Here is an 18,123-nt window from a genome sequence, read left to right on the forward strand (position 1 = left end):
GATGACTCAAATTGCGCTGCCACTCGGGTGGCCGGCGGACCCTCGCGACGACGCCTTCCTGGTTACCCCCTCCAATTCGCGCGCCGTCCACACGCTGGAGCACACCGCGACTTGGCCCGTCATGACCGCCATTCTCACCGGCCCCCGCAAATCGGGCCGCAGCCTGCTCGCGCGGATCTTCGCGGCGAAGAGTGGCGGCACGATCATCGACGATGCCGAGCGCGTGCCCGAGGCGCAGCTGTTCCACGCCTGGAACCGCGCGCAGGAGGAGCACAGGCCGCTGCTGATCGTCGCCGACGCCGCACCGCCCGAATGGAAGGTGAAGCTCCCCGACCTCCGCTCGCGTCTCGCCGCCAGCCCGATCGCGGCGATCGGCGCGCCCGACGACGAGCTCATGCGGCTGTTGCTGGCGCACCTGTTCGAGCGCCGCAGCCTCGATGCGCGGCCCGATCTGATCGACTGGCTCGCGACCAGAATCGAGCGCAGTCATATTACCGTAACGCGAACCGTCGATGCGCTGGATCAGGAGGCGATGGAACGTCGCAAGCGCTTGTCCATTCCTCTTGCACGAACCACACTCACCGAGGCCGGGCTGATCCTCCGGCCGCAACTCGCTCTCGACCTTCCGCTCTTTACGCCACCATAAGCACCCAAGAGGCCCGATGAACCGTCCAGCGCATATCGTCCGCCAATCGGAAGACGACGACGATCCCATCGGTGCAGAGCCGAACGACCGGTATTTCAACCGCGAGCTCTCCTGGCTCGCGTTCAACCGGCGTGTGCTGGAGGAGGCGTGCAACCCCGCGCACCCGCTGCTCGAGCGGTTACGCTTCCTGTCGATCTCGGGGTCGAACCTCGACGAATTCTTTATGGTCCGCGTCGCCGGCCTGAAGGGGCAGCAGACGCAGGACGTCGATCGACGCTCAGCCGACGGGCTCACCGCGGGCCAGCAGCTAACCGCGATCGTCCGCGAGGCCGACGAATTGATGGCGAGCCAGCAGGCGGTATGGGGTGACCTGCGCGTGCTGCTCGACGAGGCCGGACTGTTCGTCCTCCGGCGCGAGGCTGTCGAGGGCGAGGCCGACGAATGGCTCGAAACGCATTTCCGCGATCAGATTTTCCCGATCCTGACCCCGCAGGCGCTCGACCCCGCACATCCGTTCCCGTTCATCCCCAACCGCGGCCTCTCGGTGATCTTCGACCTCGTCCGCCGTTCGGATAACGAGCCGGTCCGCGAACTGGTCATGCTACCGCATACGATGACGCGCTTCGTCCGCTTGCCTGGCGAGCCTGCGCGCTACATCTCGATCGAATCGATCCTGAAGCGGTTCGCGCCGGTCCTCTTCCCCGGCTACGAAGTCCTCGCCGCGGCCAGCTTCCGCGTCCTCCGCGACAGCGACATGGAGATCGAGGAGGAGGCCGAGGACCTCGTCCGCTACTTCGCCAACGCGATCAAACGCCGCCGCCGCGGCCGCGTGATCCGCCTGGAACTCGAAACCGGCATTCCCGACGTGCTCGCTGCGGTTCTCAAGGACGAACTCGGCGGTGCGGACGCGATCATCACCGAGAGCGGCAACCTGCTCGGCATCGTCGACCTCGACGGCCTTGTCGACGAAGATCGCCCCGATCTGAAGTTCCCGCCCTTCACGCCGCGTTTCCCCGAGCGAATCCGCGAATTCGGCGGCGACTGCTTCGCGGCGATCAAGGCCAAGGACATCGTCGTCCACCACCCGTACGAGACGTTCGAGGTTGTGCTCGCCTTCCTCAAGCAGGCGGCGAACGACCCCGATGTCGTCGCGATCAAGCAGACGCTCTACCGCGCCGGCAAGCAGCCCGCGGTCATCAATGCACTCATCACTGCGGCCGAAGCGGGCAAGTCCGTCACCGCGGTCGTCGAGCTGAAGGCGCGGTTCGACGAAGAGCAGAACATGGTCTGGGCCTCCGCGCTGGAACGCGCGGGCGTGCAGGTCGTCTACGGCTTCATCGACTGGAAGACGCACGCTAAGGTCTCGCTGGTCGTCCGCCGCGAAGGTCAGGCGTTCCGCACCTACTGCCATTTCGGGACGGGCAATTATCACCCGGTCACCGCCAAGATCTACACCGACCTCAGCTTCTTCACCGCCGACGCCGCGGTCGGACGCGATGCAGCGCAGATGTTCAACTACATCACCGGCTATGTCGAACCGACCGACATGGCGCGCGTCAGCCTGTCGCCGCGTGACCTGCGGCAGAACCTGATGAACCTGATCGACGTCGAGATCGCCAACGCGCGCGCCGGCAAGCCCGCCGGCGTCTGGGCGAAGATGAACTCGCTGGTCGACCCTGCGGTGATCGAGAAGCTGTACGAGGCGAGCGGGGCAGGGGTCGAGATCGACCTCATCATCCGCGGCATCTGTTGCCTGCGTCCCGGCGTGCCTGGCCTGTCCGAGACGATCCGCGTAAAATCCGTGATCGGCCGGTTCCTCGAACACAGCCGTATCTGGGCGTTCGGCAATGGCAAGGCGCTCCCCAACGACGGTGCGAAGCTGTTCATCTCGTCTGCCGACTGGATGCCGCGCAACTTCGACCGCCGCGTCGAATACATGCTGCCGATCCTCAACCCGACCGTCCACGACCAGATCCTCGATCAGGTGATGGTCGCGAACCTGATCGACAACGAGCAGAGTTGGGAGCTAGGCCCCGACGGCGAATATAGCCGCGTCGATCCCGGCGACCGCCCGTTCAACCTGCATCGGTATTTCATGACGAATCCTTCGCTCTCCGGCCGCGGCGCTTCGCTCGCGACCAGCAATGCCGTACCGACCCTGTCGCTCCGCCGAAAACGATGAGCGTCACGAATATCCTGTTCGGCAATTCCCCGCCCAGGGCCGAGACCGACGATCATCCGCGCACCGGGATCATCGACATCGGCTCGAACTCGATCCGTCTGGTGGTCTACCAGGGGCCCCCGCGGCTCCCCGCGATCCGGTTCAATGAGAAGGTGTTGGCGGGGCTCGGGCGAGGGCTTGCTGCTACAGGCGCGATCGAGAAGTCGGCGCTGAAGACGGCACGCGTCGCGCTGGCACGGTTCGCGGCGGTGGCGAAAGAAATGGAATGCTCGACGCTTCGCACGGTCGCGACCGCAGCGGTACGCGATGCGAAGAACGGCGGCGAACTCATTGCCGCGGCTGAACAACTCGGTCTAACCGTCGAAACGCTGTCGGGCGAGCAGGAAGCCAGCGCGGCCGGCTACGGTGTCCTATCCGCGATTCCCGAAGCGGATGGCATCGTCGGCGATCTCGGTGGTGGCAGTCTCGAACTCGTCCGCGTCCGCCGTGGCAAGATCGAGGACCGCGTCTCGTTCCCGCTCGGCGTCCTCCGCATCGGCCCCATCCGCGCCAAGCGCGGCAAGGTGCTCGCCCGCTATGTGGCGCGTCTGGTGCGCGAGGCGGGCTGGACGGCGAAGGGGCAGGGGCTTCCGCTCTATCTGGTCGGCGGATCATGGCGCGCGCTGGCGCGGCTCGACATGGAACTGTCGGACTATCCGCTGCCGATCATCCACCAATATTTGATGACCGCGGCGACGATCACCCGCCTAAGTCGGACGATCCCCCAACTTTCCAAGCCGCGCCTGAAGGCGATCCCGGGGCTGTCGTCGGGCCGCACGGCAACGCTCGCGGACGCCGCGGCGTTGCTCGGCGTACTGATGCGGCAGCTCGGCAGCCGGACGACGATCGTGTCCGCCTATGGCCTGCGCGAAGGCCTTCTCTACGAAGGCCTGAAGCCCGCAGACCGAACTCTCGATCCGCTGATCGTTGCCGCCCGCGAAGAGGGTCGCCTGCTCGGCCGCTTTCCCGAGCACGGCGATCTCCTGGAATGCTGGATCGCGCCGCTGTTCACTACCGAGCCGCCCGCAATGGCCCGCATCCGCCACACGGCATGCCTGCTCGCCGACGTAGGCTGGCGCGCCAACCCCGAGTTCCGCGCCGAACGTGGCGTCGAGGTCGCGTTGCACGGCAACTGGGTCGCGATCGACGCGCCGGCTCGCGGGATGCTGGCGCAAGCTCTTTACACGAGCCTTGGTGGCGATCTCTCCGCCGGTGAAACAGTTGGTCGCCTCGCGTCTCCGGCAGCGGTGAAAAGCGCGACTGCTTGGGGCCTCGCTATGCGACTAGGCCAGCGAATGAGTGGTGGCTTAGCAGGACCTTTGAAGCGATCAGGGCTCGCAGATGACGGGGTATCACTTACGCTGACGCTGCGCCCCGATGATCGTGGGCTCTACGGCGAGGCGGTGGAACGTCGCCATAACGCGCTTGCCGCCGCCCTGGGACGCAAACCCGTACTGGCTCTTTCCTAAATTCTCCCCTTTTAGGGGAGGGTCAAAGGGTTCAAGCGCAGGTGAAGCGTTCGATCCGGCCCTTGGCGTCTACATAGACATTCAGACGATCAGCACGGAAATCCATCGTCACGGACGTGTTCGGCGCGATCCAACGGAGCGTGCGCGCGCCCGACCGCGTCTGCATGACGTCAGCCCGAGCATCGCTAGCCCGCTTGCCGACCAGATCGCCGAGCGAGTCGGCATTGCAGGCGGCTGCGACTGGCGAAGCGGCAGGCGTCTCGCCACGCATCTCGACTGGCGTACACGCCGCCGAAGCCAGCAAGGCTGCGACCAGAACGATCCTCATGCGGCATCCTCCGTACGCGTCATCTTGAGCTTCCCGCCGATGACCGCGAACGCCAGCCGCCCCTCGACCAGATCGAGCGCATCGCGGCCGAACTGATCGAACCGCCAGCCTTCGAGCATCGGCAGCCCGGTCCGCACGCCCGCAGCCAGCGCCTCCAGTTCGTCGGTGCGTGCGAGCAATTTCGACGCGACATCAATGTCTCGCGAGCGGATCTTCAGCAGTAGCTTGAGGAGGTCCGCCACCAGCGAACCCTCCCTGCCAAGTCCGGGCTTGCGATCGTCACGTGGCGGCAGTTCATCGTCGCCGAGCGGTTGCGCGCCCTCGATCGCCGCCATCAAGCGGCCACCGATGTCGTTGCCGGCCCAAGTCGCCGACAATCCACGCACGCGTGCCAAGTCCGCCTGCTTCTTCGGCGGATGCCCCGCCATGTCGCCGAGCGTCTCGTCCTTGACGATCCGCCCGCGCGGCAGATCCTTCGCCTGCGCCTCCAGCTCACGCCACCGCGCCAGCGCCTTCAACCGCCCCAGCACGTCAGGCTTGCGCCCGGAAATCCGCACGCGCTTCCACGCCAGATCGGGATCGTTCGCATAATTCGCCGTATCCCCGAGCCGCTCCATCTCCTGATCGAGCCACACCCCGCGCCCGGTCTTGCGCAACCGCTCCAACATCTTCGGGAATATCTTCGACAGATGGGTGACGTCGCCGATCGCGTATTCGATCTGCCGCGCGTCGAGCGGCCGGCGCGCCCAATCGGTGAACCGCGCGCCCTTGTCGACCGCGATCCCGAGCCAGCTGTCGACCAGGTTCGAATAGCCGATCTGCTCGCCCTGGCCGAGCGCCATCGCCGCGACCTGCGTGTCGAACAGCGGGAAAGGCGTCTTGCCCGTCAGATTATAGACGATCTCGATGTCCTGCCCGCCGGCATGAACAACCTTCAGCACGTCGTGATTCTCGACCAGCAGGTCGAGTAGTGGCTTCAGGTCGATGCCCGGCGCCATCGGGTCGATCGCCGCGGCTTCCTTGTCGTCGGCGATCTGGATCAGGCAAAGCTCCGGGTAATAGGTGCTCTCGCGCATGAATTCGGTGTCGACGCACACATAGTCGGCGTCGGCCATGCGCGCGCACAGATTGGCGAGCGTGGCGCTGTCGGAGATAAGCGGGTGGATATGCATCGCCCGTCCATAGCGAGCCTCGTCCGGGTTGACAAAGCCCGGAAGGGAAGGGAAGCGCGGACCACCTGTTTATCGTCCGAGAAGACCCATCATGCACGCCTATCGCACCCACAACTGCGCCGCCCTCCGCCCCGAACAGGTCGGCGAAGAGGTCCGCGTCTCCGGCTGGGTCCACAAGAAGCGCGATCACGGCGACCTCGTCTTCATCGATCTGCGCGATCACTACGGCATCACCCAGATCGTCACCGACGTCAGCGGCCCGGTCTTCAAGGTCATCGAGGGTCTGAAGAGCGAGAGCGTGGTGACGATCACCGGCAAGGTCACCGCACGGGCGCCGGAAGCCGTGAACCCGAACCTGCCGACCGGCGGGATCGAGATCCGCGCGACCGCGGCGACCGTGCAGTCGATGGCCGGCGAGCTGCCGATGCCGGTCGCAGGCGAGGCCGAGTATCCCGAGGATATCCGCCTGCGCTATCGCTATCTCGACCTGCGTCGCGAGCGGCTCCACGCCAACATCATGCTCCGCAGCCAGGTGATCACCTCGCTGCGCAACCGCATGAACTCGCAGGGGTTCACCGAATTCCAGACGCCGATCCTGACCGCATCGTCGCCCGAGGGTGCGCGCGATTATCTCGTGCCGAGCCGCGTCCATCCGGGCAAGTTCTACGCGCTCCCGCAGGCGCCGCAGATGTTCAAGCAGCTGCTGATGGTCGCGGGGTTCGACCGCTATTTCCAGATCGCGCCCTGCTTCCGCGACGAAGACGCGCGCGCCGATCGCTCGCCCGGCGAATTCTACCAGCTCGACTTCGAGATGAGCTTCGTCACGCAGGACGACGTGTTCAACGCGATCGAGCCTGTGTTGCACGGCGTGTTCGAGGAGTTCGCCGACTGGCAGGGAAAGGGGCGCCAGGTTTCCGCGCTTCCGTTCAAGCGCATCCCCTACCGCGAATCGATGCTGAAATATGGCAGCGACAAGCCCGACCTGCGCAACCCGATCCTGATCCACGACGTCGGCCATCACTTCGTCGATTCGGGCTTCGGCCTGTTCGCCGGGATCGTCGCCGGCGGTGACGTGGTCCGCGCGATCCCCGCGCCGAACACCGCCGACAAGAGCCGCAAGTTCTTCACCGACATGAACGACTGGGCGCGCGCCGAGGGGCATGCCGGGCTCGGCTACATCACGCAGAAGAACGGCGAACTCGGCGGCCCGATCGCCAAGAATCACGGCGAGGAAGCGACCCGGAAGCTGATCGCCGAGATGGGCCTCGGCCCGAACGACGGCATCTTCTTCGCGGCTGGGAAGGAGCTGCCCGCCTCGAAGCTTGCGGGCGCCGCCCGGGCGCGGATCGGTGCCGACCTCGGCCTGATCGACGAGAACCGGTTCGAGTTCTGCTGGATCGTCGACTTCCCGATGTTCGAATATGACGAGGACGCGAAGAAGGTCGATTTCAGCCACAACCCGTTCTCAATGCCGCAGGGCGAAATGGACGCGCTGGAAAACAAGGACCCGCTCGATATCCTGGCGTACCAGTACGATATCGTCTGCAACGGCGTCGAGCTGTCGTCGGGCGCGATCCGGAACCATCGTCCGGAAATCATGTACAAGGCCTTCGAGATCGCCGGCTATACGCAGGCCGACGTCGACACGAACTTCGCGGGCATGATCAACGCGTTCAAGGTCGGCGCACCGCCGCATGGTGGCTCGGCACCGGGGATCGACCGGATGGTCATGCTGCTCGCGGGCGAGCCGAACATCCGCGAGGTCGTGCTGTTCCCGATGAACCAGAAGGCCGAGGACCTGATGATGGGCGCGCCGAGCCCGGTCAGCGCCAAGCAGCTGAAGGAACTCAACATTCGGTTGACGGTGGATGGCCCGAAGGATCCCGCCAAGGTGGTCGCGCCCAACGCTGGATAACTTCTTCCTGTCCCTCGCCCCTACGGGGAGAGGGAAGGAGGAGCCGCTTGGCGACGGGAGGGTGAGGGGAGGTTGGTGCAAACCAACGTCCCCTCACCCTCCCACCCGCAAGCGCGGGCGGGCCCCTCCCTCTCCCCGAAGGGGCGAGGGAAATACGTCCCACGCTTCCTCAACCCCCTCAACCATGCAAATACCTCTGCACGATAAGGGGTTGGCATGCGCGACGATCAGATAACACCGGCGCCAAGCCTCGTCCGCAGCCTCGGCGTCATGGGCGTCCTGTTCCTTACCCTCTCCGTCGCGACTCCCGCATCGTCGGTGTTCGTCATCGTCCCTGGCATGCTCCAGGTCGCCGGCACCGGTGCGGTGTGGGCAACGCTGCTCGCCGGACTCGTCTGTGTCGCCACCGCGTTCGTCTACGCCGAACTCTCCTCCGCATGGCCGGTCGCAGGTGGCGAGTATGTCGCGGTCGCGCATACGCTCGGACCGATGGCGGGGTTCGTCATGCTCGGCGTCAACGTCTTCAACAACCTGCTCTTCCCCCCGGTCGCAGGCCTGGGCGTCAGCGCGGTGCTCGGCACGCTGGTCCCCGGCCTGCCGCAGATCCCCATCGCTATCGCCGTGGTCGCAGGATCGACGCTGGTCGCGATCCTCCAGATTCGCGTCAACGCCTGGCTCACCGGCCTCTTCCTGCTGGTCGAGATGCTGGCGATCGGCGCGGTCGTCTGGCTCGGGTTCGCTGACACCGTCCGCCCGATCGGCGACCTCCTGATCCACCCGGTCATGCCGCAAGGAGCCAATCTCGTCCCCGCGTCCGCAGCATCGATCGGTGTCGCCACCTCGATCGCGATCTTCGCGCTCAACGGCTACGGCGCCACGGTTTACTTCGGCGAGGAGATGCTCGACGCCCCCCGGCTGATCGCGCGCGCGATCATGGCGTCGCTCGCGCTGACGCTGCTGTTCGAGGGCATCCCGATCGTCGCGGTCCTGGTCGGCGCACCCGATCTCCACGCCACGCTCACCGCCGACGACCCGTTCGGCCTGCTCGTCGCCCTGCGCAGCGGCACCACGATGGCAAACTGGATCTCGATCGGCGTCGTCGTCGCGATCGTCAACGCGGTGATCGCCTGCATCCTCGCCTGCGCGCGCTTCTTCTACGGCACCGCGCGCGACGGAAGCTGGGGCCGTCCGCTCGACCGGTGGATGACACAGGTTCACCCGAAATTCGGCTCGCCCTGGGTGGGCACGCTGCTGGTGGGCGGGTTCGGGATCGTCGCGTGCTTCCTGCCGCTCCAGTTGCTGCTGGTGCTCAGCGGCACCGGCCTCGTCGCGATCTACGCGGGCATCTGCGTCGCGGCGATGGTCGGCAGGCGTACCGGCAAGACCGCCCATGCACCCTACCAGATGCCGTTATACCCGCTTGCTCCGGTCGTGACACTGCTCGCGCTCGGCCATGTCTGCTGGACGAGCTGGCTTGATCTGGAAGAGGGGCGCCCCGGTTTGATCATGACGGCTGCGCAGATCTTGCTGTCGATCGCCTATTATTGGTTCGTCCTGCGCCGACGGGGCGCCTGGAACGTTCAGATCCCGACCCTTGCGACGGAGCGCGATGCATGACGATACACCTGGCCGACTACGAAGACGGCGACGACTACGACGGCAAGTACAAGCACGACCTCGCCGCGCTGCAAAAGCGCCTCGAGCATATCCAGGTCGCGCACATCGTCGGCGGTACGCGCGCGATCGTGATGTTCGAAGGCTGGGACGCAGCGGGCAAGGGCGGCATCATTCAGCGCCTGTCGGCCGAATGGGACCCGCGCAACTACAAGGTCTGGCCGATCTCGGCGCCGACCGCGGACGAGAAGGCGCATCATTTCCTCTGGCGCTTCTGGAACCGTCTGCCCGCGAACGGCAACATCGCGGTGTTCGATCGCAGCTGGTACGGCCGTGTCCTAGTCGAGCGCGTCGAGGGGTTCGCCAGCGAGACCGAATGGCGGCACGGCTACGACGAGATCAACGCGTTCGAGGCGCAGCAGGTCGAGAGCGGCACGACGCTGATCAAGCTGTTCATCCACACCACGCAGAAGGAGCAGGACCGGCGGTTGAAGGCGCGGCTCGACGATCCGTGGAAGCATTGGAAGACCGGGCTCGACGATTTCCACAACCGATCGCGCCGCGAAGAGTATCTGGAGGCGATGGCCGAGATGTTCGCGCGCACCGACACCGCGACCGCGCCGTGGACGGTGATCGACGGCAACGACAAGAAGGCGGCCCGGATCGCAGCGCTGACGCTGATCGCGGACCGCCTCGAAGCCGGCGTGTCGATGATCCCGCCACCGCTCGACCCGAAGGTCAAGAAGGTGGCGGAGAAGGCGCTGGGCCTTCGCTGACGCGTCAGGCTTTCGCGGACTTGGCCTCTGCTGCCTCGGCCTGGATGAACTCGTCATCCTCGTTGAGCAGCAGCATCTGGCCCTTGTCGATGCCGAAATAGGCACCGCGCAGCGCCAGCGTACCGGCGGCCTCGGCCCTTCTGACGAACGGGAAGGTGCGCAGATTGGCGATCGAGGTGCGCACCGACTCGAGCTCCATCTCGCGACCCGCCTCTTCGCTGTCGCCGTATTTCGCAACGACCTTCTCGCGCGCGCCGTCGAGCAGGCTGACCCAGTCGGACACGAACCCACCTGCGCCATGGTCTGCGTCGGCAAAGGCCTGGGTCAGCGCGGCCTTGCAGCCGCCGCACTTCTCATGGCCCATCACGACGATCTCTTCGACCTTCAGCTGCGTGACGGCGAACTCGATCGCCGCCGACACGCCGTGATGGCCGCCACCGGTCTCGTAGGGCGGCACTAGGTTGGCGACGTTGCGGACGACGAACACTTCGCCCGGCAGCGTGTCGAAAATCTGCGCGGGTTCGACGCGGCTGTCCGAACAGGCGATGATCATCACTTTCGGGCTCTGGCCATCCTGCAATTCCTTCCAGCGCTCGCGCTGCTCCTCCCAGGGACCGTCCTTGAAGCGGTAATAGCCTTCGATCATTTCCGGAAAGTGAGTTGGCACGGTTAGCCTTCCATATCAGTTTGCGATGCAACATGACAAACTTGTCATGTTTAAACTGGTTCCATGATTTTATCCGGTTCTTCCGGCTGTTCCAACCCGCAGATGGCATGCGCCGCCATTGTCTCAACCGCAGGGCGGGGCTATCTGGCGTGCATGAACGACATGACCCCGATGGCTGCGCCGGTCCGTGCGCGCAAGCCCGACTGGATCCGCGTCAAGGCGCCGACCTCCGCTGGCTTCGCGAAAACGCGGGAACTGATGCGCTCGAAAAGCCTCACCACCGTCTGCGAAGAGGCGGCATGCCCCAACATCGGCGAATGCTGGTCGAAGAAGCACGCGACGGTCATGATCCTCGGCGACACCTGCACGCGGGCGTGCGCGTTCTGCAACGTGAAGACGGGCATGCCGCGCGCGGTCGATCGGATGGAGCCGCAGAACGTCGCCGACGCAGCCGCGCAGATGGGGCTCAACCACATCGTCATCACCTCGGTCGATCGCGACGATCTCCCCGATGGCGGCGCGTCCCAGTTCGTGAAGGTGATCCAGGCGATCCGCGCGTCGAACCCGACCACAACGATCGAGATCCTGACTCCCGACTTCCGCAACAAGGCGCAGGCCGCGATCGAGTCGATCGTCGAGGCACGCCCCGACGTCTACAACCACAATCTCGAAACGGTGCCGCGGCTCTATCCGACCATCCGCCCAGGCGCGCGCTACTATGCGTCGCTGCGGCTGCTGGAGAGCGTGAAGAAGCATGATCCATCGATCTTCACCAAGTCGGGCGTGATGCTCGGCCTCGGCGAGGAGCGTCTGGAGATCCATCAGGTGATGGACGACATGCGCTGCGCCGACATCGATTTCCTGACGATGGGCCAGTATCTCCAGCCGACTCCGCGTCACGCCAAGGTCGCCGAGTTCGTGCCGCCCAAGGCGTTTGACGCCTATGCCTCGATCGCCCGCGCCAAGGGCTTCCTGCTGGTCGCGTCGTCGCCGCTGACCCGGTCGAGCTATCACGCGGGCGACGATTTCGAAAAATTGCGCGCGAACCGCGACGCAAAGCTGGGCGTCGTGCGCATCTGATGCCGAAGCATTCGGAAACGCGCCATTTGCCCTACACCCCTGAGCAGATGTTCGACCTGGTCGCCGATGTCGGCCGCTACGCCGAGTTCCTGCCCTGGGTCAGTGCGATGCGCGTGCGCTCGAACAGCGAGACCGAGACGCTCGCCGACATGATCGTCGGCTTCAAGGGCCTGCGCGAGACGTTCACGTCGCGGGTGGAGAAGGTGCGCCCGAGCGAACTCACCGTCGATTACGTCGATGGTCCGCTCAAGTATCTGCGCAACGAATGGCATTTTCGGCCCGAGCCGCAGGGCTGCGCCGTCGACTTCACGGTCGATTTCGCGTTCAAGAACCGGATGTTCGAGATGATCGCCGGGCAGGTGTTCGGCGCTGCACTGCGGAAGATGATCGGTGCGTTCGAGACCCGCGCCGCCGAGCTTTATGGCGCCGAAGCGTCCGGCAATAAGAGTTCGAGCGCGCACAACGCGGCCTGAAGCCGGATGCCGCCACGACCGAGATCGCCGAAATCCTTGCGATCGGCGTGAACGTCGGACGGGTCACGACCCTTTTCGGCGCGACCAAACACCACAGTGCCGACGGGCTTCTTGAGCGATCCGCCCCCGGGCCCTGCAACGCCAGTGATGGCCACCGCGATGTCGGCGCCCGACTGCTTGAGCGCAGCTTGCGCCATGCTCCACGCAACCGCGATCGACACTGCGCCGAACGTCTCGAGGACGTCCGAACTGATCTTGAGCACGCCGAGCTTGGCGGCGTTCGAATAGGTGACGAAGCCGACCTCGAACACGTCGGAGGACCCGGGAATCTCGGTCAGCGCCGCCGCGACGAGCCCGCCGGTGCAACTCTCGGCGACCGCGACCCTGCGGCCGATCGCGCGGTTCTGCTCCACGACTTTACGCGCGGCGTCGACCAGTTCGGCGGGAAGGATCGTGTCCATCAGCGAGTCTCCACCGGGCAGAGCAGCATCGCCACCGCGGCAATATCACCGCTGCGCGACTTCTGGGATTTGAGGTACCGCAACGTCTCGACGACGATGCCCGCGGTGTTGCGCGGTGGCAAGGGCTGGAGCAGCGTCACCATCCGATCGATCGTCCCGCAATCGCGCGTTGCGATCCGTCCGACGATCTGCGGTACCAGCAACGTCGTCAACAGCGGCCGCGCAAATTCAGAATCAAGCATCGCGTCGACCGCGGGATCGCTGAGCTTGACGATCGCCGCGCGGGCGGCTGGCCAAGCGCGGTCCGACTCAACCTGATACCGGTCGATCAGCGCACTCGACTGCCGCCGGATGAGGCTAGCAGCGGGAAGCTGCGCCGCGCAGACGCGACCGGTTTCGCGGAGAATGTCGGGCATCGCGACGAGCGTGAGCGATTCGGCCTCGGGCCCGGTGATGCAGCGCGGTTGCGCCACTGCCGGACTGGCGAGGAGGGCGATCCCCGCAAGCGCTGCCGCGATCTTCAAAGCGGCGATCCGGGCAGCCGAATGGTCGCGACCGCCTGAGCAGCGATACCCTCGCCGCGGCCGGTGAAGCCGAGGCGCTCGGTCGTGGTCGCCTTGACACTGACCCGGTCGAGCGTCAGCCCGAGCAGGTCGGCGATCCGCGCGGTCATCGCCGCGCGGTGCGGGCCGATCTTCGGCGCCTCGCACATGATCGTCAGGTCGACGAAATCGATCCGGCCGCGCTTGTCGGCGATCAGCTTGGCGGCATGCTGGAGGAACTGCGCGGAGTCGGCACCCTTCCACTGCGGGTCGCTCGGCGGGAAATGCGTGCCGATATCGCCCGCCGCGATCGTGCCGAGCAGCGCGTCGGTCAGCGCGTGAAGCGCGACGTCGGCGTCGCTATGCCCCGACAGCCCCTTGTCGTGCGGGATCAGGACGCCGCCGAGCCAGAGCTCCTCGCCGGTTTCGAGGCGGTGGACGTCGAAGCCCATCGCGGTGCGGGTTTCGTAGGCGATACGCGCTTCGGCGGCTGCGAAATCTTCTGGGTGAGTGACTTTCTCGAGCATCGCCGAGCCCTGCACCAACGCGACGCCGACGCCAAGCCGTCGCACCATCTGCGCGTCGTCGGTGGCTTCTTCGTCCGCGGGCCAGACGGCATGCGCGGCGCGCAGGGCCTCCACCGCAAATGCCTGGGGAGTCTGCACCCGGTTGAGGTCCGCGCGCGGCACGATGCCGCCGAGCAGGACGCTGCCGCGGGCGAGCGTATCGATCACCGGCAGCACCGGAATGGCCGCGTCCCGGGTCTTCAAGGCGGCGACAAGCGAATCGATGACCGCGTGTGACAGGAAGGGGCGGGCAGCATCGTGGATCAATACGTGCGTCGCGTCGCCGACCGCCGCGAGGCCAATGCTAACCGACTCGCGGCGCGTAGCACCGCCAACCAGGGTTGGCGCGTCCCCCAATGCGGCGGTCGCCAAACCCTGCTGGCCCTCGGCGACGACGACGAGCGTTTCGGCGATAGCCGGATGCGTCGCGAACGCCTCATGGGAGTGGGCGATCATCGGCCTGCCGGCGATCAGTGCGAACTGCTTGGGGACCGATCCGCCCGCGCGCACGCCGGTCCCGGCAGCGACGATGATCGCAACGATACGCTTTGCGTGTGTCATCCTCGCGACCTAGCGCTTCGCTCCGGCCCTCGCCAGCCTTGCCTGAAACGGCAGGTTGAGGTAGGGGGATGCCTCTTTTTCAGGCACATCCATGCGTAACCTTGCTCCTATCCAGATCGGTCCCGTCCGGATCGAAAGCCCCGTCGTGCTCGCGCCGATGACCGGCGTCACCGACATGCCGTTCCGCACGCTTGTGCGACGCTATGGCTCGGGCCTCAACGTCACCGAGATGGTCGCCAGCCAGGCGGCGATCCGCGAGACGCGCCAGTCGTTGCAGAAGGCGGCATGGGACCGGCTCGAGGAGCCGGTATCGATGCAGCTTATCGGCTGCACGCCGTACGAAATGGGCGAGGCCGCCAAGCTCAGCCAGGATCGCGGCGCGGCGATCATCGACATCAACATGGGCTGTCCGGTGCGGAAAGTCGTCAACGGCGACGCGGGCTCGGCGCTGATGCGCGACACCAAGCTCGCCAGCGCGATCATCGAGGCGACGGTCAAGGCGGTCGACGTCCCCGTGACGCTTAAGATGCGCATGGGCTGGTGCCACGACAGCCTGAATGCGCCCGACCTCGCGCGCATCGCCGAAGACCTCGGCATCAAACTGATCACCGTCCACGGCCGCACGCGCAACCAGATGTACAAGGGCAATGCCGATTGGGGCTTTGTCCGCAAGGTCAAGGACGCGGTCACAGTGCCGGTGATCGTCAACGGCGACATCTGCACTATCGAGGACGCCGAGGCGGCGATGGACCAATCCGGCGCCGATGGCCTGATGATCGGTCGCGGTTCCTACGGCCGCCCCTGGGTTCTCGGTCAGGTGATGGAGTGGTTCGCCACCGGCCGTCGCATCGAGGATCCGTCGATCACCGAACAATATGACGCGATCGCAGGCCATTACGAGGCGATGCTCGAGCATTACGGGATCGAGACCGGCGTCAACATGGCCCGGAAACATATCGGTTGGTACACCAAGGGCCTCCCCGGATCAGCCGAGTTCCGTAACAAGGTGAACCAAGTCCCCGATCCCAAGCAGGTCAAGGCGATGCTGGCCGAGTTCTACGCTCCCTGGCGCGAACTTGCGGCAGCCTGATACGCCATCGCGCAATCGGCCGGGGTTCGCAGAACTCTTCGCCGCACTGCCGGTGGCTGTGGTGGTCGTCGATCCCGACCACCGGGTCGCACATGCCAACGCGCTCGCCGAGCAACTGCTGAACCTCTCGGAACGGTTGATGATGGGACAACCGCTCGATGCGATCATCCCGCCGCCAGACGATCCGCGAAATCGGGACGGACACGCTCTCGCCGTCTACGACACCGAAATCTCGACCGCTCGCGGTGTCAAGATCCGCGCAGATTTCGCCGAGACGCAGATCGCCGACTACCCGGGCTGGCGCGCGATAACCTTGCACGCATCCGCCACCTCGCGGCGGCTCGGACACTCCGCGGATCGCGCCGCTGGAGCGAGGGCTGCGGTCGGTGCCGCGGCGATGCTCGCGCACGAAATCAAGAATCCGCTGTCCGGTATCCGCGGCGCCGCGCAACTGCTTGGTGCGGGCGAACTTACCACGTTGATCGTGACCGAAGTCGATCGCATCGCCGCGCTGATCGACCGCATGCAGGACTTCAGCGACACGCGGCCTCTGCCGCTCGCCAGCGAGAACATCTATCCGCTGCTCGGTCACGCCCGCCGACTTGCACTCGCCGGTTTCGCGCGCGGCATAACAATTGAGGAACGCTTCGATCCGTCGCTCCCGCCCGCGCAGATCAACCGCGATGCGCTGCTGCAGATCGTCATAAACCTGCTGAAGAATGCCCGCGAAGCCGTTCGCAACGAACGCGAACCGCGGATCGTGATGACGACCGCTTATCGGCACGGCATCACGGTAAGTTCGGCACCCGGCAAGCCGCGCCTGCCGTTGCCGATCGAGATTTGTATCTTTGACAACGGCCCCGGCGCCCCCGCCGACATCGCCGATCACCTGTTCGACCCGTTCGTATCGGGCCGACGCGAAGGGCAGGGGCTTGGCCTCGCGCTGGTCGACAAGCTAACCAGGGACATGGGCGGCATCGTCCAATACGGCCGCGAAGGAAACCCCGAGATGACCGTCCTTCGCCTCTTGCTGCCGAGAGCCGCGTCATGAGTACGGTCCTGGTCGTCGATGACGACGCCGCGATTCGTACCGTCGTCGCGCAGGCTCTCCGTCGCGCCGGGCATGACGTCACCGTCGCCGACAGCCTCGCGCAACTCGAACGCGCGCTTGCGGTGTTGCTGCCCGACGTTCTCATCACCGACGTCATCCTCCCCGACGGCGACGGCATCGACCATGTCCGCAGCGTTTCTGCGCGGTTTCCGCTGCTCCCGATCATCGTCCTCTCTGCGCAGAACACGCTGACCACGGCGGTCCGCGCGGCCGAGGTTGGGGCGTACGAATATCTGCCCAAGCCGTTCGACCTCGACGTGCTGAGCCGCGCGGTTGCCGGAGCGCTGGCGCGGGGCGGGATGGTGTCTGAGGATGCGCTCCACGAGGCGGACCGCGCGCTGCCCCTGATCGGTCGCTCGGCGGCGATGCAGGACGTCTACCGGATCATCGCCCGCGTCGTATCGAACGATCTGACCGTGCTGATCTCCGGCGAATCGGGCACCGGCAAGGAACTCGTCGCGCGCGCGATCCATGATCTCGGGCCGCGTAGCGCGGCACCGTTCGTCGCGATCAACATGGCCGCGATTCCGCGTGAACTGATCGAGGCCGAACTGTTCGGACATGAACGCGGCGCGTTCACTGGCGCAGCGACGCGCAACGCCGGCCGGTTCGAACAGGCGTCGGGCGGCACGCTGTTCCTCGACGAGATCGGCGACATGCCGATGGAAGCGCAGACCCGCCTTCTCCGCGTGCTCCAGTCGGGCGAGTTCACCAGCGTCGGTGGCGTACGGACGATCCGCGTCGACGTTCGCATCGTCGCCGCAACCAACCGCGATCTGGCGTCGCAGGTCGCGACGGGGCAGTTCCGCGAAGACCTGTTCTACCGGCTCAATGTTGTCCCGATCACGTTGCCGCCCCTTCGCGAACGACGTCAGGACATCGCGTTGCTCGCGCGGCATTTCCTGGATCACGCCGCTGCACAGGGCCTTCCACGGCGTCAGCTTGCCAGTGACGCGCTGGTCGCGCTCGGCGGGCATGACTGGCCGGGCAACGTTCGCGAACTCGAAAATCTTATGCGGCGGCTGGCGGTCTTGTCTCGCGACGAAATCATCGACGCGGACGCGATCCGTACCATGATCGGCCGCCACGCCTCGCTCACCGACCCGGTCGACCTCGATATCGGACAAGCCGTCCGCGCGATGATCGAGCGCATCGCTCATGACGATCCAGCCGCACTCGACGACGGCACGCTCTACGACCGCGTGATCGGCGAAGTCGAACGGCCGTTGATCGAGGCGATGCTGGCGCGTCATGGTCAGAATCAGCTTCGGGCCGCGCGCGCGATGGGGATCAACCGCAATACCCTGCGTAAACGCCTCGATACGCTCGGCATCGATATCGGCGGTACGATCGGCAGCGACGCGCTCCGCGTAGACGAACCGGAACGGCGGTAATTCTGTCATTATGTGGTTTCACGGCAACGGTTGACGT

At 65.7% G+C, this 18,123-nt stretch carries 17 protein-coding genes; 11 read left to right on the forward strand and 6 right to left on the reverse strand.

Annotated elements, in window-relative coordinates:
• Position 1: 1 nt before the first annotated feature.
• Genes ASE82_RS03120 through ASE82_RS03130 form a run of 3 tightly spaced genes read left to right on the forward strand, consistent with a single transcriptional unit; the run spans position 2 to position 4,336 of the window.
• A complete protein-coding gene (locus tag ASE82_RS03120) occupies positions 2 to 646 on the forward strand; it encodes an HdaA/DnaA family protein (protein ID WP_056050416.1) in 645 nt (214 codons plus the stop codon).
• A gap of 16 nt (positions 647 to 662) precedes the next feature.
• Positions 663 to 2,828: an RNA degradosome polyphosphate kinase gene (locus ASE82_RS03125; protein ID WP_056058715.1), complete on the forward strand. Its 2,166-nt coding sequence runs from the start codon at positions 663 to 665 to the stop codon at positions 2,826 to 2,828.
• Positions 2,825 to 4,336, forward strand: a complete 1,512-nt coding sequence (locus ASE82_RS03130) for a Ppx/GppA family phosphatase (protein WP_056058719.1) — start codon at positions 2,825 to 2,827, stop codon at positions 4,334 to 4,336. The genes ASE82_RS03125 and ASE82_RS03130 overlap by 4 nt, the downstream gene beginning before the upstream one ends.
• Before the next feature lie 31 nt (positions 4,337 to 4,367).
• Here ASE82_RS03130 and ASE82_RS03135 read toward each other — a convergent pair whose 3' ends face one another.
• Both ASE82_RS03135 and rnd read right to left on the reverse strand, forming a co-directional pair.
• Complete coding sequence (locus ASE82_RS03135; RefSeq protein ID WP_056058722.1) at positions 4,368 to 4,664, reverse strand: I78 family peptidase inhibitor; 297 nt, start codon at positions 4,662 to 4,664, stop codon at positions 4,368 to 4,370.
• Positions 4,661 to 5,836 carry a ribonuclease D gene (rnd, locus tag ASE82_RS03140; protein WP_056058725.1) on the reverse strand — a complete coding sequence of 392 codons (1,176 nt, stop codon included), beginning with the start codon at positions 5,834 to 5,836 and terminating at the stop codon, positions 4,661 to 4,663. The genes ASE82_RS03135 and rnd overlap by 4 nt, the downstream gene beginning before the upstream one ends.
• Before the next feature lie 91 nt (positions 5,837 to 5,927).
• Between rnd and aspS the strand changes: the two genes are divergently transcribed.
• The 3 genes from aspS to ASE82_RS03155 all read left to right on the forward strand — a co-directional run bounded on the left by aspS (position 5,928) and on the right by ASE82_RS03155 (position 10,141).
• Positions 5,928 to 7,751 carry an aspartate--tRNA ligase gene (gene aspS / locus ASE82_RS03145; RefSeq protein WP_200910638.1) on the forward strand — a complete coding sequence of 608 codons (1,824 nt, stop codon included), beginning with the start codon at positions 5,928 to 5,930 and terminating at the stop codon, positions 7,749 to 7,751.
• A gap of 216 nt (positions 7,752 to 7,967) precedes the next feature.
• Positions 7,968 to 9,368 carry an APC family permease gene (locus tag ASE82_RS03150; protein ID WP_235524474.1) on the forward strand — a complete coding sequence of 467 codons (1,401 nt, stop codon included), beginning with the start codon at positions 7,968 to 7,970 and terminating at the stop codon, positions 9,366 to 9,368.
• Positions 9,365 to 10,141 carry a polyphosphate kinase 2 family protein gene (locus ASE82_RS03155; RefSeq protein ID WP_056058728.1) on the forward strand — a complete coding sequence of 259 codons (777 nt, stop codon included), beginning with the start codon at positions 9,365 to 9,367 and terminating at the stop codon, positions 10,139 to 10,141. Before ASE82_RS03150 ends, ASE82_RS03155 begins: the two co-directional genes overlap by 4 nt.
• A 4-nt stretch (positions 10,142 to 10,145) precedes the next feature.
• Here the strand turns inward: ASE82_RS03155 and ASE82_RS03160 are convergent, their stop codons facing one another.
• Positions 10,146 to 10,787, reverse strand: coding sequence for a carbonic anhydrase (locus ASE82_RS03160; protein WP_056058731.1), 642 nt, complete (start codon positions 10,785 to 10,787; stop codon positions 10,146 to 10,148).
• A gap of 174 nt (positions 10,788 to 10,961) precedes the next feature.
• On the opposite strand from ASE82_RS03160, the gene lipA reads away from it, so the two are divergent.
• On the forward strand, positions 10,962 to 11,888 hold the full coding sequence (lipA, locus tag ASE82_RS03165) for a lipoyl synthase (protein WP_056058734.1): 927 nt from the start codon (positions 10,962 to 10,964) through the stop codon (positions 11,886 to 11,888).
• On the forward strand, positions 11,888 to 12,361 hold the full coding sequence (locus ASE82_RS03170; RefSeq protein WP_056058737.1) for a type II toxin-antitoxin system RatA family toxin: 474 nt from the start codon (positions 11,888 to 11,890) through the stop codon (positions 12,359 to 12,361). Before lipA ends, ASE82_RS03170 begins: the two co-directional genes overlap by 1 nt.
• On the opposite strand, the gene ASE82_RS03175 is transcribed toward ASE82_RS03170, so the two are convergent.
• From ASE82_RS03175 to ASE82_RS03185, 3 genes are read right to left on the reverse strand one after another with little or no spacing between them, the layout of a single operon-like run.
• The gene (locus ASE82_RS03175) at positions 12,307 to 12,822 is read right to left on the reverse strand and encodes a CinA family protein (RefSeq protein ID WP_056048893.1); all 516 of its coding nucleotides are present in this window, start codon (positions 12,820 to 12,822) and stop codon (positions 12,307 to 12,309) included. The genes ASE82_RS03170 and ASE82_RS03175 overlap by 55 nt on opposite strands.
• The gene (locus ASE82_RS03180) at positions 12,822 to 13,346 is read right to left on the reverse strand and encodes a hypothetical protein (RefSeq protein ID WP_056058740.1); all 525 of its coding nucleotides are present in this window, start codon (positions 13,344 to 13,346) and stop codon (positions 12,822 to 12,824) included. Before ASE82_RS03180 ends, ASE82_RS03175 begins: the two co-directional genes overlap by 1 nt.
• On the reverse strand, positions 13,343 to 14,491 hold the full coding sequence (locus tag ASE82_RS03185) for a bifunctional 2-C-methyl-D-erythritol 4-phosphate cytidylyltransferase/2-C-methyl-D-erythritol 2,4-cyclodiphosphate synthase (protein ID WP_056058743.1): 1,149 nt from the start codon (positions 14,489 to 14,491) through the stop codon (positions 13,343 to 13,345). Before ASE82_RS03185 ends, ASE82_RS03180 begins: the two co-directional genes overlap by 4 nt.
• A gap of 91 nt (positions 14,492 to 14,582) precedes the next feature.
• On the opposite strand from ASE82_RS03185, the gene dusB reads away from it, so the two are divergent.
• The 3 genes from dusB to ntrC are packed head-to-tail and all read left to right on the forward strand — an operon-like array spanning position 14,583 to position 18,086.
• Positions 14,583 to 15,581, forward strand: coding sequence for a tRNA dihydrouridine synthase DusB (dusB, locus tag ASE82_RS03190; protein ID WP_056058746.1), 999 nt, complete (start codon positions 14,583 to 14,585; stop codon positions 15,579 to 15,581).
• Positions 15,568 to 16,632, forward strand: coding sequence for a two-component system sensor histidine kinase NtrB (locus ASE82_RS03195; protein WP_056058749.1), 1,065 nt, complete (start codon positions 15,568 to 15,570; stop codon positions 16,630 to 16,632). Before dusB ends, ASE82_RS03195 begins: the two co-directional genes overlap by 14 nt.
• A complete protein-coding gene (ntrC, locus tag ASE82_RS03200; protein ID WP_056058752.1) occupies positions 16,629 to 18,086 on the forward strand; it encodes a nitrogen regulation protein NR(I) in 1,458 nt (485 codons plus the stop codon). The genes ASE82_RS03195 and ntrC overlap by 4 nt, the downstream gene beginning before the upstream one ends.
• Positions 18,087 to 18,123 lie beyond the last annotated feature (37 nt).

The organism is Sphingomonas sp. Leaf230 (assembly GCF_001421745.1).
Lineage (GTDB): Bacteria > Pseudomonadota > Alphaproteobacteria > Sphingomonadales > Sphingomonadaceae > Sphingomonas.

What these genes read in the sequence shown, in the direction of transcription:
- ASE82_RS03150 (WP_235524474.1), top strand. Translation starts at nt 7,968, where the DNA reads ATGCGCGACGATCAGATAACACCGGCGCCAAGCCTCGTCCGCAGCCTC.
- ASE82_RS03125 (WP_056058715.1), top strand. Translation starts at nt 663, where the DNA reads ATGAACCGTCCAGCGCATATCGTCCGCCAATCGGAAGACGACGACGAT.
- dusB (WP_056058746.1), top strand. Translation starts at nt 14,583, where the DNA reads ATGCGTAACCTTGCTCCTATCCAGATCGGTCCCGTCCGGATCGAAAGC.
- ASE82_RS03155 (WP_056058728.1), top strand. Translation starts at nt 9,365, where the DNA reads ATGACGATACACCTGGCCGACTACGAAGACGGCGACGACTACGACGGC.
- ASE82_RS03175 (WP_056048893.1), bottom strand. Translation starts at nt 12,822, where the DNA reads ATGGACACGATCCTTCCCGCCGAACTGGTCGACGCCGCGCGTAAAGTC.
- ASE82_RS03135 (WP_056058722.1), bottom strand. Translation starts at nt 4,664, where the DNA reads ATGAGGATCGTTCTGGTCGCAGCCTTGCTGGCTTCGGCGGCGTGTACG.
- ASE82_RS03120 (WP_056050416.1), top strand. Translation starts at nt 2, where the DNA reads ATGACTCAAATTGCGCTGCCACTCGGGTGGCCGGCGGACCCTCGCGAC.
- lipA (WP_056058734.1), top strand. Translation starts at nt 10,962, where the DNA reads ATGAACGACATGACCCCGATGGCTGCGCCGGTCCGTGCGCGCAAGCCC.
- ntrC (WP_056058752.1), top strand. Translation starts at nt 16,629, where the DNA reads ATGAGTACGGTCCTGGTCGTCGATGACGACGCCGCGATTCGTACCGTC.
- ASE82_RS03160 (WP_056058731.1), bottom strand. Translation starts at nt 10,787, where the DNA reads ATGATCGAAGGCTATTACCGCTTCAAGGACGGTCCCTGGGAGGAGCAG.
- ASE82_RS03130 (WP_056058719.1), top strand. Translation starts at nt 2,825, where the DNA reads ATGAGCGTCACGAATATCCTGTTCGGCAATTCCCCGCCCAGGGCCGAG.
- ASE82_RS03170 (WP_056058737.1), top strand. Translation starts at nt 11,888, where the DNA reads ATGCCGAAGCATTCGGAAACGCGCCATTTGCCCTACACCCCTGAGCAG.
- rnd (WP_056058725.1), bottom strand. Translation starts at nt 5,836, where the DNA reads ATGCATATCCACCCGCTTATCTCCGACAGCGCCACGCTCGCCAATCTG.
- ASE82_RS03185 (WP_056058743.1), bottom strand. Translation starts at nt 14,491, where the DNA reads ATGACACACGCAAAGCGTATCGTTGCGATCATCGTCGCTGCCGGGACC.
- aspS (WP_200910638.1), top strand. Translation starts at nt 5,928, where the DNA reads ATGCACGCCTATCGCACCCACAACTGCGCCGCCCTCCGCCCCGAACAG.